Origin of the sequence: Lichenicoccus roseus (assembly GCF_005844085.1) — a bacterium.
GTDB lineage: Bacteria > Pseudomonadota > Alphaproteobacteria > Acetobacterales > Acetobacteraceae > Lichenicoccus > Lichenicoccus roseus.
The window spans coordinates 1107676-1121614 of sequence record NZ_VCDI01000001.1; the positions used below are offsets into that span (position 1 = coordinate 1107676).

Annotated in this window: 16 protein-coding genes; 8 read left to right on the forward strand and 8 right to left on the reverse strand. The window is 67.1% G+C overall.

Annotated elements, in window-relative coordinates; genetic code table 11:
* Window positions 1–24: 24 nt before the first annotated feature.
* Window positions 25–1572: a mechanosensitive ion channel domain-containing protein gene (locus tag FE263_RS05005; RefSeq protein WP_138324782.1), complete on the forward strand. Its 1548-nt coding sequence runs from the start codon at window positions 25–27 to the stop codon at window positions 1570–1572.
* Here the strand turns inward: FE263_RS05005 and FE263_RS05010 are convergent.
* Both FE263_RS05010 and FE263_RS05015 read right to left on the reverse strand, forming a co-directional pair.
* Window positions 1542–2345, reverse strand: a complete 804-nt coding sequence (locus FE263_RS05010; protein ID WP_138324783.1) for a Crp/Fnr family transcriptional regulator — start codon at window positions 2343–2345, stop codon at window positions 1542–1544. The genes FE263_RS05005 and FE263_RS05010 overlap by 31 nt on opposite strands.
* 27 nt (window positions 2346–2372) lie before the next feature.
* Entirely contained in the window at window positions 2373–2630 is a 258-nt protein-coding gene (locus FE263_RS05015) for a hypothetical protein (protein WP_138324784.1), read from the reverse strand.
* A 103-nt stretch (window positions 2631–2733) separates the two neighbouring features.
* On the opposite strand from FE263_RS05015, the gene FE263_RS05020 reads away from it, so the two are divergent.
* Both FE263_RS05020 and FE263_RS05025 read left to right on the forward strand, forming a co-directional pair.
* Entirely contained in the window at window positions 2734–3495 is a 762-nt protein-coding gene (locus FE263_RS05020) for a LuxR C-terminal-related transcriptional regulator (protein ID WP_138324785.1), read from the forward strand.
* Window positions 3496–3527: 32 nt separating this feature from the next.
* Entirely contained in the window at window positions 3528–4355 is an 828-nt protein-coding gene (locus tag FE263_RS05025; protein WP_138324786.1) for a universal stress protein, read from the forward strand.
* Window positions 4356–4412: 57 nt separating this feature from the next.
* Here the strand turns inward: FE263_RS05025 and FE263_RS05030 are convergent, their stop codons facing one another.
* Complete coding sequence (locus FE263_RS05030; RefSeq protein ID WP_138324958.1) at window positions 4413–5396, reverse strand: zinc-dependent alcohol dehydrogenase family protein; 984 nt, start codon at window positions 5394–5396, stop codon at window positions 4413–4415.
* A gap of 192 nt (window positions 5397–5588) precedes the next feature.
* Here FE263_RS05030 and FE263_RS05035 point away from each other — a divergent pair, with 192 nt between their 5' ends.
* From FE263_RS05035 to FE263_RS05045, 3 genes are read left to right on the forward strand one after another with little or no spacing between them, the layout of a single operon-like run.
* Window positions 5589–6689 carry an HlyD family secretion protein gene (locus FE263_RS05035; RefSeq protein WP_205880260.1) on the forward strand — a complete coding sequence of 367 codons (1101 nt, stop codon included), beginning with the start codon at window positions 5589–5591 and terminating at the stop codon, window positions 6687–6689.
* Between the two features lie 31 nt (window positions 6690–6720).
* Window positions 6721–9438 carry a ribosome-associated ATPase/putative transporter RbbA gene (gene rbbA / locus FE263_RS05040; protein WP_276611161.1) on the forward strand — a complete coding sequence of 906 codons (2718 nt, stop codon included), beginning with the start codon at window positions 6721–6723 and terminating at the stop codon, window positions 9436–9438.
* Window position 9439: 1 nt separating this feature from the next.
* Window positions 9440–10567: an ABC transporter permease gene (locus tag FE263_RS05045; RefSeq protein ID WP_138324788.1), complete on the forward strand. Its 1128-nt coding sequence runs from the start codon at window positions 9440–9442 to the stop codon at window positions 10565–10567.
* Between the two features lie 107 nt (window positions 10568–10674).
* Here FE263_RS05045 and FE263_RS05050 read toward each other — a convergent pair whose 3' ends face one another.
* From FE263_RS05050 to FE263_RS05065, 4 genes are all read right to left on the reverse strand, one after another.
* Window positions 10675–11067 (reverse strand): response regulator, encoded by a 393-nt coding sequence (locus FE263_RS05050; RefSeq protein ID WP_138324789.1) that lies wholly within the window; start codon window positions 11065–11067, stop codon window positions 10675–10677.
* Between the two features lie 52 nt (window positions 11068–11119).
* Complete coding sequence (locus FE263_RS05055) at window positions 11120–11362, reverse strand: hypothetical protein (protein WP_138324790.1); 243 nt, start codon at window positions 11360–11362, stop codon at window positions 11120–11122.
* Between the two features lie 12 nt (window positions 11363–11374).
* The gene (locus FE263_RS05060; protein ID WP_138324791.1) at window positions 11375–11641 is read right to left on the reverse strand and encodes a hypothetical protein; all 267 of its coding nucleotides are present in this window, start codon (window positions 11639–11641) and stop codon (window positions 11375–11377) included.
* A 278-nt stretch (window positions 11642–11919) separates the two neighbouring features.
* Complete coding sequence (locus FE263_RS05065; RefSeq protein WP_138324792.1) at window positions 11920–12465, reverse strand: NUDIX hydrolase; 546 nt, start codon at window positions 12463–12465, stop codon at window positions 11920–11922.
* Window positions 12466–12593: 128 nt separating this feature from the next.
* On the opposite strand from FE263_RS05065, the gene FE263_RS05070 reads away from it, so the two are divergent.
* Window positions 12594–13316, forward strand: coding sequence for a hypothetical protein (locus FE263_RS05070; RefSeq protein WP_171033939.1), 723 nt, complete (start codon window positions 12594–12596; stop codon window positions 13314–13316).
* A 7-nt stretch (window positions 13317–13323) separates the two neighbouring features.
* Window positions 13324–13521 carry a hypothetical protein gene (locus FE263_RS05075; protein WP_138324794.1) on the forward strand — a complete coding sequence of 66 codons (198 nt, stop codon included), beginning with the start codon at window positions 13324–13326 and terminating at the stop codon, window positions 13519–13521.
* Here the strand turns inward: FE263_RS05075 and FE263_RS05080 are convergent.
* Window positions 13518–13850 carry a hypothetical protein gene (locus FE263_RS05080; protein ID WP_171033940.1) on the reverse strand — a complete coding sequence of 111 codons (333 nt, stop codon included), beginning with the start codon at window positions 13848–13850 and terminating at the stop codon, window positions 13518–13520. The two genes, FE263_RS05075 and FE263_RS05080, sit on opposite strands and share 4 nt — an antisense overlap.
* Between the last annotated feature and the right edge of the window lie 89 nt (window positions 13851–13939).

Below are 13939 nucleotides of genomic sequence, written 5' to 3' on the forward strand. Positions count from 1 at the left end.
AGCACCCGTGGTTGACGCCTGATAATGGCCTCGCTCCGATCGGGCTGGCTCGCGACGTCCTGGCCGCTGCCGGTCTCGCTTGCCGCCGCCGCCGCGATCCTGCTGGCCGGGTTCTTCTTCACGCGCAGGGCATTCCGCGACAATCCGGTCGGGCATTTCCTCTGCCAGTTCGCGATCTTCGCCGGAGCCACCCTGGTCATCGTGGGCGGCGGCGTGGTGCCGTTCGAGCCGGCGCCGGCGATGCCTCCGGTCGCCGGCATGCGGCACCTCCTGGAGGCCATGGTCGTCGGCGCCTTCAAGATGGTCTGGTGGCTGGCCGGCGCCTGGCTGCTGGCCGGACTCACGCGCGCCGCCCTGGCGTTCCGGCGCAAGCCGGTCGAGACCCGCTTCCTGCAGGACCTGTGCGCCGGCTTCATCTACGTCAGCGCCGTCCTGGGCATCACCTCCTACGTGTTCGGCATCTCGCTCGGCGGCCTGCTGGCGGCCTCGGGCATTGTCGCGATCGTGCTGGGGCTCGCGCTGCAAAGCACGCTGGGCGACGTGTTTTCGGGTGTCGTGCTCAACCTCGGCCGGCCCTACCATCCGGGCGACTGGGTGACGCTGGAAAGCGGGCTCACCGGACGGGTGATGGAAACCAACTGGCGGGCCACCCAGCTGCTCACGCTGTCGCACGACGTCGCCATCATCCCGAACAGCGTGATTGCCAGGACCAGGCTGGTCAATCTCAGCAAGCCGGGCGGTGCGCACGGCGTCACCCTGTCGATGCGGGTCGATCCGGCCGGAGCGCCCGCGGCGGCAGTGGCGATCCTGGAAACCGCCATGCTCGGCTGCAGCCATATCCTTCGCGATCCGAAGCCGGTCGTCACCATCCTCTCGCTCGATGCGCTGGCGCTGGAATGCGAGCTGATGTGCTTCGTGTCCGCCTACGAGCAGGGCCCGGCCGCACGCAACGAGGTGTTCGACCGCGTGTTCCGGCACTGCATGGCCGCCGGGTTGCGGCCGGCGCCTCCGGCCGGCAGCCCAGGCCTGCCGGTGCCGCACGCAGCATCGACCCGTGACGAGACCGCCCGCCGGTTGCTCGACCACCTGCCGGTGTTCGCTTCGCTGACCGGCGAGGAGCGCGCCGCGCTCGTGCCCGGCATGCGTCGCGACACCTTCAAGGCCGGCGAGACGCTGCTGGAGGAGGACAGCGTGGCGCCGGCCCTGTTCATCCTCACCGCCGGCGTGCTGGTGGCGTCGAGACTACAGAACGGCACCGATGTCGAGACGACGCGCCTTGCGCCGGGCGAGTGCTTCGGGCAGAGCAGCGCGCGGCTCGAGGTCAGGACGTTCTTCAAGGTCAGGGCGCTGACCCGGGCCACGGTCTACCGGATCGCGCGGGCGGAGCTGACACCGCTGCTGCTGGCGAGGCCGGCCTTCCTGCTGGATCTCGAGCAGCTCGCCGCCCGCCGCATCGGCGCCGCCAGTCCACGCGCGTCGCCGGCCGTACCATCGCCGCCGGCCACCGCCGGAAGGCGGCTTGCAGGGCGCCTGCGGACGATCTACCGGTTGCTCTCCAGCCGTTCGAAATAATCCGTCAGCTCCTTCGGCGCGCCACCGAAATGCAGGTAGGTCTCGTTGAAGTCGGCGATCTTCTGCAGGCCGGGAAGGCTGACGAGTTCGAGTTTCCGTCGCTCCATGACGATCAGCCCGTGCTTGCGGAAATCCTGCAGGATCCGGTTCACGTGCACCGCCGACAGGCCGAGCGCGTCGCCGAGTTCGGTCTGTGTCAGGGGCAGGCTGAAAGAACGGCCCTTGGTCAACCCGACCGCCCGGTGGCGCCAGAACAGCTCGCAGAGCAGGTAGGCGATGCGGCCGCGAGCGTCGCGCCGGCCCAGCGCCACGATCCGCTCGCGGAGCATGGCCTCCTCCTGCAGGGAACTCCACCACAGCGCCGCCGACACCCTCGGATGACACGTGAACAGATCCATCATGCCATCGCGGGAGACCGGCGCGATGCGGACCGGCGTGAGCGTTCCGATCGAATGGTCCATGGTCTTCAGCAGGAAGACATGCAGGTCGCAGACATCGCCGGGGATCAGGAAGGTGATGACCTGCCGGGTGCCGTCGGAAAGGTTGCGGTAGCGGATCGCCATGCCCTCGAGCAGGACGAACACCGAGCGCGGCACCGAGCCTTCGGCGACGATGTCGACATGCGACGCAAAACACTCCTCCTTCGACGCGAGAGATTCGAGTGCCGTGCGATCCGGCTCCGAAAGCGGCAAAAAATTCCATAGCTTGCGCGTCAGCGGATTGCGGTTCGGCACCGGCCACCATTCCCTATCCGACAGTGTCGCAACGAGCATGTCCTGTTCACGCCGGAATGGCTACCGTCAAGCCGGCCGATCCGTACGAAGCGGATCCGGAGCCGCCGACAGGCTGCGCGCGACGGCTTGCAGCAGCGAGATCGACTTGACGCTCACCACGACGCTTTCGGTGGTTCCAGCCATTTCGCGCTTGACGTCGATCACCCCGGTGATCGCCTCGAGCATCTGCGCCTTTTCAACCACCCCTCGCTCGATGAGGATTAACGCGACACTCTCGCAGAGCATCAGGGCGGCCTGGCCGTGCGGGTCCGGATCTTGATCCATCACGCAGCATAGAACTTGCCCGGCAACCGGCGGGCTATCCCAGGTTAGCTCGATTCGCCTGCGAGCCCGGCTATGGTCCAGCCCGGCAAGCCGGGACCAGACAATGCAACGGTACAAAGCAGCGATGAGCGCCTTTTCCTGCGAGACGGCGTCCTCGGCACTTCCGCCCGACGCCAGGATCGGTCTGGTTCTGCAGCGCATCGCGCAATCCGACCAGCAGGCCCAGTCGCTGCCTTGCGAAAACCTGGTCTACGAACTCATGCCACCACCTGCCGTGCGCGGCTACCAGACCGCGGATCATGTCGACGGCGCGGCCAGGCGCGCCTTGAACCTCGCCCGCCTGTATGCGGAGCGCCTTGGCGGGGCAGAGCAGGAGCAGTCGGAGCTCGAGAACACGCTCTACGAGTTCAGCAGGATCCTGCTCGGGCTGGATTGTCAGCAGAACGACATGCGCATTGCGAGACCGGCGATCCCGGATGCCACATCCGAGCGGCGGCGCGACGCGAGGCGGCTGATCGCCACCCTCACGACGCGGCAGCGGCAGGTGATGGTCCTGGTTCTGGCAGGACGGCCCAACAAGCTGATCGCCCAGGATCTTTGCATCAGCCAGCGCACCGTCGAGAACCATCGCGCCGCCGTGATGGCCAGGACCGGGTCGAAATCGCTTCCGGCACTGGCACGGACGGGACTCTACGGCGCGCTGGCGGAGCAGCAATCGTCGACCCGGATCGACGCCGAGAATTCGGATCTGCGCGTTCCGCCCGGGTCCTGTTGTTCCGTCGCAGGGTCGCCACCGTCCCGGCCACTCCGTCTATCGAAGCGCCTGGGGCGCGCGAACCGGAGCGGCAACCGCCCGTCGGCCTGATCGGCCCGGTCATTCGACGAGGAAGCCGCATCATGCGCGTCACCCTGATGATCTGCCTGCGGCCCGGCTGCTCCAACAGCGCGCTGCTGCACTTCACCGCCGACCTCGCCGACCGGCTGGATGCCGAAGTCGTCGGCATCGCCGGCTGCCAGCCGATCGTGATCGCCACCAGCGAGGACTGGGCCATCGGCGACGTGGTCGGGCAGGACCGCCTGCAGATGCAGCGCGAGATCGAGGCCGCCCGCAATGAATTCATGACGATGCCCGGCCTGCGCTCGCACGCGCCGCAATGGCGTTCGCACGTCACGCCGGCCAACCTGTCGACCTATGTCGCCCGCGAGGCGCGCTGCGCCGACCTTCTCATCGTCGGCGCAATGCAGGATCCGCCGCACGCCCGTCCGGCGCGTGACGTCGATGGCGGCACTCTGGTGCTCGAGGCCGGCCGTCCGGTGCTGCTGGTGCCCTCCGCGTCGGCGACGCTGCCGCTGGCACAGGTGCTGGTCGCCTGGAAGGACACGCGGGAGGCGAGACGCGCCGTGCTGGACGCCCTGCCGCTGCTAAGGCTGGCGCGCCGGGTGGCGGTGGTCGAGATCGCCCCCGCGATCGACGAGGATGCGGCGCGGCACCGTGTGGCGGACGTCTCGCACTGGCTGCACAGGCATGGCATCGAGTCCGCCGCGTCGGTCAGCCGGTCCTATGGCGAGGATGCGAACGAGCTGGCGAGCGTGGCGCAGGAGATGGGCGCCGATCTCCTGGTCGCCGGCGCCTACGGCCACGGACGGCTGCGCGAGTGGGTGCTGGGAGGCATGAGCCGCGACATGCTGCTGCATGTCGAGCACTGCACGCTGCTCTCGCACTAGGCCCGACCGGTCAGCATCGGGCCGGCGCTCCCTCACCGTGGATCGCAGCGCGGTCGGCTATGGCACCAGCACCGCGGCACCCTCGAAGCGACCGGCGCGCAGATCCGCCAGTGCGCGGTTCGCCTCCCGGAGCGGATAGGAAGTCGTGCGGGTGACCAGGCCCATGCGCGGGACCAGGCCGAGGAAATCGAGCCCGTCCTGGCGGGTCAGGTTGGCGACCGAAAGCAGGGCGCGCTCCTCCCAGAGCAGGGCATACGGGAAAGCCGGGATGTCGCTCATGTGGATGCCGGCGCACACCACGCGGCCCCCCTTGCGCACCGCGCGCAGCGCCACCGGGACGAGGTCGCCATCGGTCGCGAAGATGATCGCGGCGTCGAGCGGCTCCGGCGGCGACTGGTCGGAGCCACCTGCCCAGACCGCTCCCAGTGTCCGCGCGAAGGCCTGCGTCGTGCCGTCCCCCGGCCGGGTGAAGGCATACACCGACCGGTCCTGCCATCGCGCCACCTGGGCGAGGATATGCGCTGCCGCGCCGAAGCCGTAGAGGCCGAGCCGCCTGCCCTCGCCGGCGATCGACAGCGCGCGCCAGCCGATCAGTCCGGCGCACAGCAGCGGCGCCAGCGAGACATCGCTGCCGCTCTCGCCGAGCGGAAATGCGAACCGTGCATCGGCGATGACGCTGGTGGCAAAGCCGCCATCGCGCGTGTAGCCGGTGAATAGCGGACGGTCGCACAGGTTTTCCCGCTGGGTCGTGCAATACGGGCAGGCGCCGCAGGTATGCCCGAGCCAGGGTACGCCGACACGCTCGCCCACCTGCAGCCCCGTCACATCGGCTCCGATTGCCTCGATGCGGCCGACGATTTCGTGGCCCGGGATGATCGGCACAAGCGGCGATGGCAGTTCGCCGTCGACGACATGCAGATCGGTCCGGCAGACACCGCAGGCCGCGATCGACAGCTTTATCTCGCCGCTGCCCGGCAGCCGATCCGGCAGCTCGGTCCAGACCAGCGGCGTACGCAACTCGTTGAGTACCATGGCCTGCATTGCGACCGTCACGATCCGGAAAGATCCAATCACACCACCGGCCGCTATCTCCGGCAACGTTCGGGAAGTACACACAGCGCTCCCGCGGTCGCGACCGGGATGGGTATTTTCCGTTCCTCGCAACGATGGCACCCGGATGGTTGATGACGGCATGCGGGATACTTGCGATGCCACGTCGGGACGGACGATCTGATGCCGGCGTCGCCGACCCCAACGACGGCAGCACCTCCGGCCCCCGGTGCCGTACTGGAGGTTGCACCCGATGTGCAGCCGGGCCGTTCCGGGCGCGGATGGCGGCGCCTGGCAGCCGCAACCCTCCTCCTCGCCGTCATCGCCGGTGCCTCGGCGTGGTGGCTGACGCGTCCGCCAGGGCTGCCCGCCGGGTTCGCTGCCTCGAACGGCAGGCTGGAGGCGGAGGAGATCGATGTCGACACCAAGTTTGCCGGCCGGATCTCCGAGATCCTGGTGGACGAAGGCGACCTGGTGAAGCAGGGCCAGGTGCTGGCGCGGATCGATACCCGGGACATCGCCGCCCAGCTCGCCCAGGCCAACTGGCAGGCGGCACAGGCACAGCAGGCGATCCTCGAGAACCAGGAAACCCTCGTGCAGATGCAGAGCTCGCTGAAGCTTTCCGCACAGGAATTGCAGATGGCGCGACGGCTGGTGCAGCAGGGCTTCGAGACGATCGAGGTGCTGGACCAGCGCCAGTCGCAATTCGACAGCGCGATGGCCAACTACCACACCACCGAGGTCGGCATCATCTCCGCGCGAGCCGGAATGCAGGCCGCCATCCACAATGCCGAGCTGTATGCCGTCAACATCGCCGACGACACCCTGGTGGCGCCGAAGGACGGCCCGATCGAGTACCGGCTGCACAACGTCGGCGAGGTGCTGCCCGCGGGCGGCAAGGTCTACACGATGCTCGATGCGACCTACGTCTACATGGACATCTTCCTGCCGACGAGCGCTGCCGGGCGGGTCAGGTTCGGCGACCAGGCGAGCCTGGTGCTCGATGCGTTGCCTGGGCGTCCGCTGCCCGCCACGGTGTCGTTCATCGCCACCGAGAACGAGTTCACCCCGAAGGCTGTCGAGACGCAGTCCGAGCGCGACCTGCTGATGTTCCGCATCCGGCTGCGCATCGATCCGGCACTGCTGCGTGCGCACGAGGCCCATGTCCGTTCCGGCCTGCCCGGCATGGGCTACATCCGGCTGGATCGGAAGGCCGGGTGGCCCGATGCCATCAAGCCGCTCCCCCGGCCCCCGGCCCATCAGCCCCCGACCAACCAGCCCTGAAGTGCCAGTGCCGCAGCAGGCCGATGCACCGGTGGCCGACCTCGCAGGCGTCCGGCACCTCTACCGCAAGACGGTGGCGCTGCGGGATGTCTCGCTCAGGCTGCAACCCGGCGGCCTGGTCGGACTGATCGGTCCGGATGGCGTCGGCAAGTCCACCCTGCTCGGCATCCTGGCCGGCGCCAAGCGCATCCAGGCAGGCGACGTGCGCCTGTTCGGCGGCGACTTCCGCAGATCGGGCCATCGTCGCGCCGTCTGCTCGCGCATCGCCTACATGCCGCAGGGGCTCGGCCGCAACCTCTACCCGGATCTCACGGTCGTCGAGAACCTTGCGTTCTTTTCCAGGCTGTTTGGCCAGAACGCCGCCGAACGCCGGCGCCGGATCACCGCCCTGCTCGCCGCGACCGGCCTCGCACCATTTCCCGACCGTCCCGCCGGCAAGCTCTCCGGCGGCATGCGGCAGAAGCTCGGCCTGTGCTGTGCACTGATCCACGATCCGGACCTGCTGATCCTCGACGAACCCACCACCGGCGTCGATCCGCTCTCGCGCCGGCAGTTCTGGGACCTGGTCGACGAGATGCGTGCCGGACGGCCGGCGATGAGCGTCATCGTTGCCACCGCCTACATGGAGGAGGCCAATCGTTTCGCGCAGCTGCTTGCCATGAACGACGGCGCCGTGCTGGCATCCGGCACGCCTGCCGACATCATGCGGCAGACCGGCTGCGCGTCACTCGACGAGGCTTTCATCGCGCTGCTGCCGCAGGCGCTGCGCGACCGCCGCGTGCGGCCGGACATCGCGCCCCTCGAGGCGAAGCCGGGCGAGGTCGCCATCGAGGCCATCCACCTGACCCGCCGGTTCGGCAGCTTCACCGCCGTCGACGATGTCAGCTTCAGGATCGGGCGTGGCGAGATCTTCGGGTTTCTCGGATCGAACGGCTGCGGCAAGACGACCACGATGAAGATGCTGACCGGCCTGCTGCCGGCGACGTCGGGCCGCGCGATGCTGTTCGGGCGCGATGTGGACGCGACCGACAAGGCGCTGCGCTACCGGGTCGGCTACATGTCCCAGTTGTTCTCGCTCTATACCGAGCTGACCGTCGAGCAGAACCTCGCACTGCATGCGCGCCTCTATCAGATCCCCCCCGCGCGCGCGAAACTCCGCATCGCCGAGCTGGCGCGGGATTTCTGGCTGACCGACCAGCTCGATGTCGCCGCCGGCGCGCTGCCGCTCGGCGTTCGCCAGCGACTGGCACTTGCGGTGGCGGTGGTGAACAATCCGCAGGTCCTGATCCTCGACGAGCCGACCTCGGGGGTGGATCCGCTGGCTCGCGACCAGTTCTGGTCGCTGCTCGGCCGGCTGTCGCGCAAGGATGGCGTCACCATCTTCATCTCGACCCATTTCATGAACGAGGCGGCGCAATGCGACCGCATCGTGTTGATGAACAACGGCGCTGTCCTGGTCTCCGGCAGTCCCGGCGACGTGGTGCGCACGTCCGGCCGACTGACGCTCGAGGCGGCATTCATCAGCCTTCTCGAGGCGGCAAACGCACGACAAACTCCCGATCCGGGGCTGCGGTCCAAGGCCGGCGCAGCGCTCTCCGATCGCACTGCCGCAACCCGCGCGATCCTGTTCAGCCCGCGGCGCCTGCTGGCCTACGCCCGGCGCGAGGCGCTGGAACTGTCGCGCGACCGCATCAGGCTCGCCTTCTCGCTGCTCGGCACGAGCTTCCTGATGCTGGTGCTGGGGTTCGGCATGAACACCGATGTCGACCACGTTCCATTCGCCGCCTACGACCAGGACAGGACTCCCGAAAGCCGCGCCTATCTCGACGCCTATCGCGGCTCGATCTACTTCGAGGAACGCGCGCCGATCACCGACGACGCCGACATGGCGCACAGGCTCGGCGACGCCGAAATCGAGCTGGCGGTTGAGATCCCGGCAGGATTCGGGCGCGACGTGCGCAGCACGCGCCGGGTGAGTGCGGCGGCCTGGATCGGCGGCGCCATGCCGTTCTACGCGCAGACGACGCAGGGCTACGTGCAGGGCCTGCAGTCGCAATATCTGGCGGATCTGGCGGTGAGCACTGGGCAGGCGCCCGGCGCGACGCTGGCGGTCGCGGAGCCCCGTTTCCTCTTCAACCAGAGTTTCGACAGCATCAGGTCGCTGGTGCCGACGGCGATCGCGCTGCTGCTCGCCCTGGTCCCGGCCGTACTGATGGCGCTCGCCGTGGTGCGGGAAAAGGAGTTCGGCTCGATCACCAACCTCTACGTGACGCCGGTGACACGGCTCGAATTCATCCTCGGCAAGCAGCTTCCCTATGTCATGCTGTCGATGCTGAGCTTCGGCATCCTGGTGCTCATCGCGATCTTCGTCTTCGGCATCCCGGTAAAGGGCAGCGTCATCGCGCTGCTCGGCGGCACCACGATCTACCTGTTCGCCACCACCGGATACGGGCTGCTGATCTCGACCTTCTCCAGCAGCCAGATCGCGGCGCTGTTCGGCACCGCGATCCTCACCTTCCTGCCCGCCACCCAGTTTGCCGGCATGCTGTCGCCGGTCTCGTCCAACACCGGCATGGGCATGGTGATCGGCCGCCTGTTCCCGATGAGCTACTACCTGCCCGTGACGATCGGCACCTTCACCAAGTCGCTCGGGATCGGCCAGCTTGCGCGAACGACAGGCATTCTCGCGCTCTTCGTCCCGGGCCTGATCGGTCTCAGCCTGCTGTTGATGCGCAAGCAGGAACGCTGACGTGGGGGTATCCTCCTCCAACATCTTCTGGCTCGGCACCAAGGAGCTGCGCAGCTTCCTGAACGACACCGTCATGCTGGTGCTGCTCGCATACAGCTTCACCTTCGCCATCGTGGCGCAGACGAACAACACCGCGCAGGAAGTGCACGATGCGACGGTCGCGATCGCCGACGAGGATCGATCGCAGCTATCGGAGGCGATCGCCCGCGACTTCCTGCCGCCGTATTTCAAGCCGGCGGTTTCCATCGATCCGACAGCGACACAGCATGTGCTGGACGATGCCGCGTACACCTTCGTCGTCGTGCTGCCGCCGCACTTCGAGCGCGACGTGCAGGCGGGCCGCTCGCCAGCGGCGCAGGTCGATATCGACGCCACCGCGGCGATGCAAGCCGGGATCGGCAGCACCTATGTCGAGAACATCATCCTCAACGAGATCCGCCACCACGATACCAGGACCGATCGCGTCGCCCCGGACGCCGTGCAGGTCGCGATCCACCTGCTCTATAACCCGAACGCGTCCTCTGGATGGTTCATGAGCATCATGGGCATCGTCAACAACATCACCATGCTGTCCATCATCCTGTCCGGGGCGGCGGTGATACGCGAGCGCGAGCATGGCACCCTCGATCACCTTCTGACGCTGCCGCTGTCCCCGGTCGAGATCGCGCTCGCGAAGGTAATCGCGAACGGCCTCGTCATCCTGGCAGCCACCGCTTTCTCCCTGGTCTTCGTGGTGCGGCTGCTGTTGCACGTGCCGATCGCCGGCTCGATCCCGCTGTTCCTCGCCGGCGTCGCGCTCTACCTGTTCTATTCGCTCGCCGTCGGCCTCTTCCTGGCCACCGTGGTCAAATCGATGCCGCAGTTCGGGCTGCTGTTCCTGCTGGTCTACAGCCCGTCCATCCTCCTGTCGGGCGGCACCACGCCGATCGGCAGCGAGCCATGGATCCTGCGGATGGTGATGCAGGCGGTCGCCACGACGCATTTCGTGAGCTTCGCGCAGACCATCCTGATGCGTGGCGGCGGGATCCCGGCGATATGGCGCGACTTCCTGGCGATCGCCGGGCTAGGGACGCTGTTCTTCGTCCTGTCGGTGCTGCGGTTCCGACGTTCCGCTGTGCTTGCTGGATGAGTTGGCGGACCGGCTTATCCGCCACATTCAGGCCACTCCGGATACCAGCGGCCGGCTACTGCAGAATCAGACTGCGGGACGCCAAGGGTTCCAGACTGATTTGGATGTCAGTGCAGCATCGAGACCGGGGAGACGCTGATGAGGTGGCTCACCATCATGAGCATCGTGGTCATGGCGAACGGTTTGGTCAGGATCTGGCTGCCCGGTACGCCCTTCGCGATCCAGTCGGTGGCATCGTAGCCTGTGACGTAGAGCACCGACATGGTCGGCCTCAGCCAGCGGGCTCGTCGAGCAACATCCCAGCCCGAGATCGACCCGGGCAGGTTCACGTCGACGATGAGCGCGCGATAGTCCATGCCTTCCTGGCTCAACATGGACATCGCCTGGGTCCCGTCCGCCGCCAGAGTCACGGAAAGACCGTCGTCGATCAGCGATTCGGTCAGCATGATCTGGAGAAGCTCCCGATCCTCCACCACCAGGACATCTATCGTTCTGATCATCGCTGCTGTCCTTTGGTCCGAGGTTTGGGCACTCCGATCACGCGGCAGGATGTCAGTGGTCCGAGGAGGTCATCCATAGCGGCAGGAGGAATGGCAGTCCGGTCTTGGCAATGCTGGTTATGCTGAAGCGTCTTTCTGCCAGGCCGAGCGAAAGATTGGCTTCTTCAAGGGCCACCGCCTCCTCCGCGATACCGAAGACTATGAGACTTTCAGCTTGTTCTTCTTCAGCGCCAGTAGCGGTCCAGTGGAAACTGATGCGCCAGTCCGACGTGCCGTCTCGAATGGCGTTGACCATCTGGTTCCTGGCCTACGTGGTCAACGGTGGAAGCGGGGGTGCCAAAGGGATGGCGATTGCATCGGGCTCAGGCTCTGGATGATCGTTCCCCGTGACCAGAAGCGGAACGTCGAGCTTGGAGGAACCACTCCAGACCTCGGCCAGCCACCCGTCCTGCAGGAAGACGCGAGCGATCATGAATGCATGTTCGGCGTCGTCGCTCTCTACGTCGCTGCGCTTCAGGATCTGGTGGTTCTGGTCCAGCTTGTAGATCCTGTAATGATCCAAATCGATCTCCACCGCGGGGTGGAGCTTCTTGCCCCTCGGAAAATACTCAGGCTACTAAGTAGTTCTACGCCTCCTATAGGCTCTATCTGACCGGATAGCTCGGTCTGGAAACAGTCTGATCGGTATTTCTTCGGTAAATCACTTCGGCTTCCAGGTGGTGCCGCCGCAGAGCCTCCTCGTCATCCAGGCGCTGCCCTGTCGCCCACTCAATCGCCTTTGCATCAATGAAGGCGCCTGGGTTGTCATGGCGTCCTGCCCCGGCAAGATCGGCTTCCGGTTCGCTATAATCCTTATCGGAGGGCGTCGATCGACCGCATCGCCAGCAGCAGCGACGACACGTGAGTCGCCTGCTGGAAGATGCCATCTTCCAGTCCGGCCAGGACCTCGTCGATCGGCCGTACGATGACCTCGAGCCCCTCCTCGCCTTCATCGAGTTGCGGCGCCTGGGTGGCGACGGCATCGAGGGCGACGAAGGTGTGCACGCGGTTGGTGTGGGTGGCCGGATTGGGATAGAGGGCGCTGACCTTGCGCCAGCGGTCCGACATGAAGCCGCTCTCCTCAGCAAGCTCGCGCCGGGCCGAGCGCTCGACGTCGTCGTCGCCACCATCCACCACGCCGGCCGGCAGTCCCAGCAGCCACTGGCCCGCCGCATGGCGATACTGACGGACAAGTACCAGGCCGCGATCCGGTGTCAGGGCGACGACATGCACCCAGTCCGGATAGGTGAGCACATAGTACGGGCTGATCTCGGCGCCGGATGGCGTGATGCACCGATCCGCGCGCACGTCGATCCAGCGATCCTTGATCAGGGTCTCGGAGGCAAGCGTCCGCCACATCGGTCTGATCCTTCCCGGCCGCGCGAGGTCTACCTTGAAGGGGTGCCGGCGGGGAATGTCTTTCCCCCGATATCGACAGGCCCAATCTGGCGTGCTCCTCATTCCATCCCATGCCATCCCCTCAACTGATGACCGCTGCGCTCACCTCCGGGGCCGCCTCGCTGGTCGAGTTCATCGAGGCGCTGACGGTCGTGCTGGCACTCGGCGCCGCACGCTCCTGGCGCTCGGCCCTGTGCGGCGCCGCCGCCGCGATGATGCTGCTGGTGCTGCTGCTGGCCTTGTTCGGGCAGGCCATCCCGCACCTGCCGACCGGTGCCGCGCTGCTCGGGCTCGGGATCCTGCTGCTGCTGTTCGGCACTCGCTGGCTGCGCAAGTCGACCCGCCGGGCTGCCGGGCTGATCCCCCTGCGCGACGAGGCCGAAAGCCTGCGCCGGCATACGGAACGCTTTGCCGGGCTGGGCGCGCGCGGTGGGCGCTGGGACGCGCCGGCACTGGCGATCGCCTTCCAGGCCACTGCCTTCGAGGGGCTGGAGGTCGTGTTCATCGTGCTCGCCGTCGGCGCCGCCGGTCCGTCCGCGCTGCGTGCCGCGACCGCCGGGGCCGGGGCAGCCTTTGCCGCGGTCTGCGCGCTGGGCCTGCTGCTGCATGGTCCGATCACCCGGGTGCCGGAGAACAGCCTCAAGCGGCTGATCGGCGCGATGCTGGCAGGGCTCGGCACGTTCTGGATCGGCGAAGGCGCCGGCTTGTCCTGGCCGGGCGAGGACCTTGCGATCCTGCCGCTGGGTCTCGGTTTCCTGCTGCTGTCCGTGCTGGGCGCGTCGATCCTCGCACGCGGGGCTGCAAGGGGCTGATCGCGCCATGAACTTCCTGCGCCGCCTGCCCCGACAGCTCTGGCACCTGTTCGTCGATGACGGCCAGTCCGTCGCGATCCTGCTCTGCTGGGTGCTGGTCGCCTGCGGGCTGCTGCCCCGGTTTGCATTGGGCGTCTGGTCCGGCCCGATCCTGTTCGCCGGCATCGCGGCGATCACCTTCGGCAGCCTGAGGCCGCGTGGCTAGAGCGACCGGCGGCCAGCCGCCTCGCCCGCGGCCAATGCGAGGCCCACCACGGCCCAGAACAGAAAGCCCAATTCGCCGGTCGTGATCCCGGCCATCGGCATCTGCAACAACTGCGCGATCAACAAGGCAGCCGGGACCGCCTGGCGCTGGTCGGCCGCACGCACCGCCTCGACGATCCCCTGGATGCCCGCCCATGCGACGGCCACCGGGCATACGAGGCCAAGCACCAGTCCCATCTGCACCCAGCAGGCGACGATCTGGCCGTCGATGATCCGCCGCCTGCCAGCTGCGCATGTATAGACCGGCGAATAGCAGCCCGCAGGTGGCAAAGGTCTCCGGCGAGTTCATCGTGCTGAACACGCACACCTGGAACGGCAGAGGATTGCCGATCGAGCCCATCTTGGACGAGATCATCCAG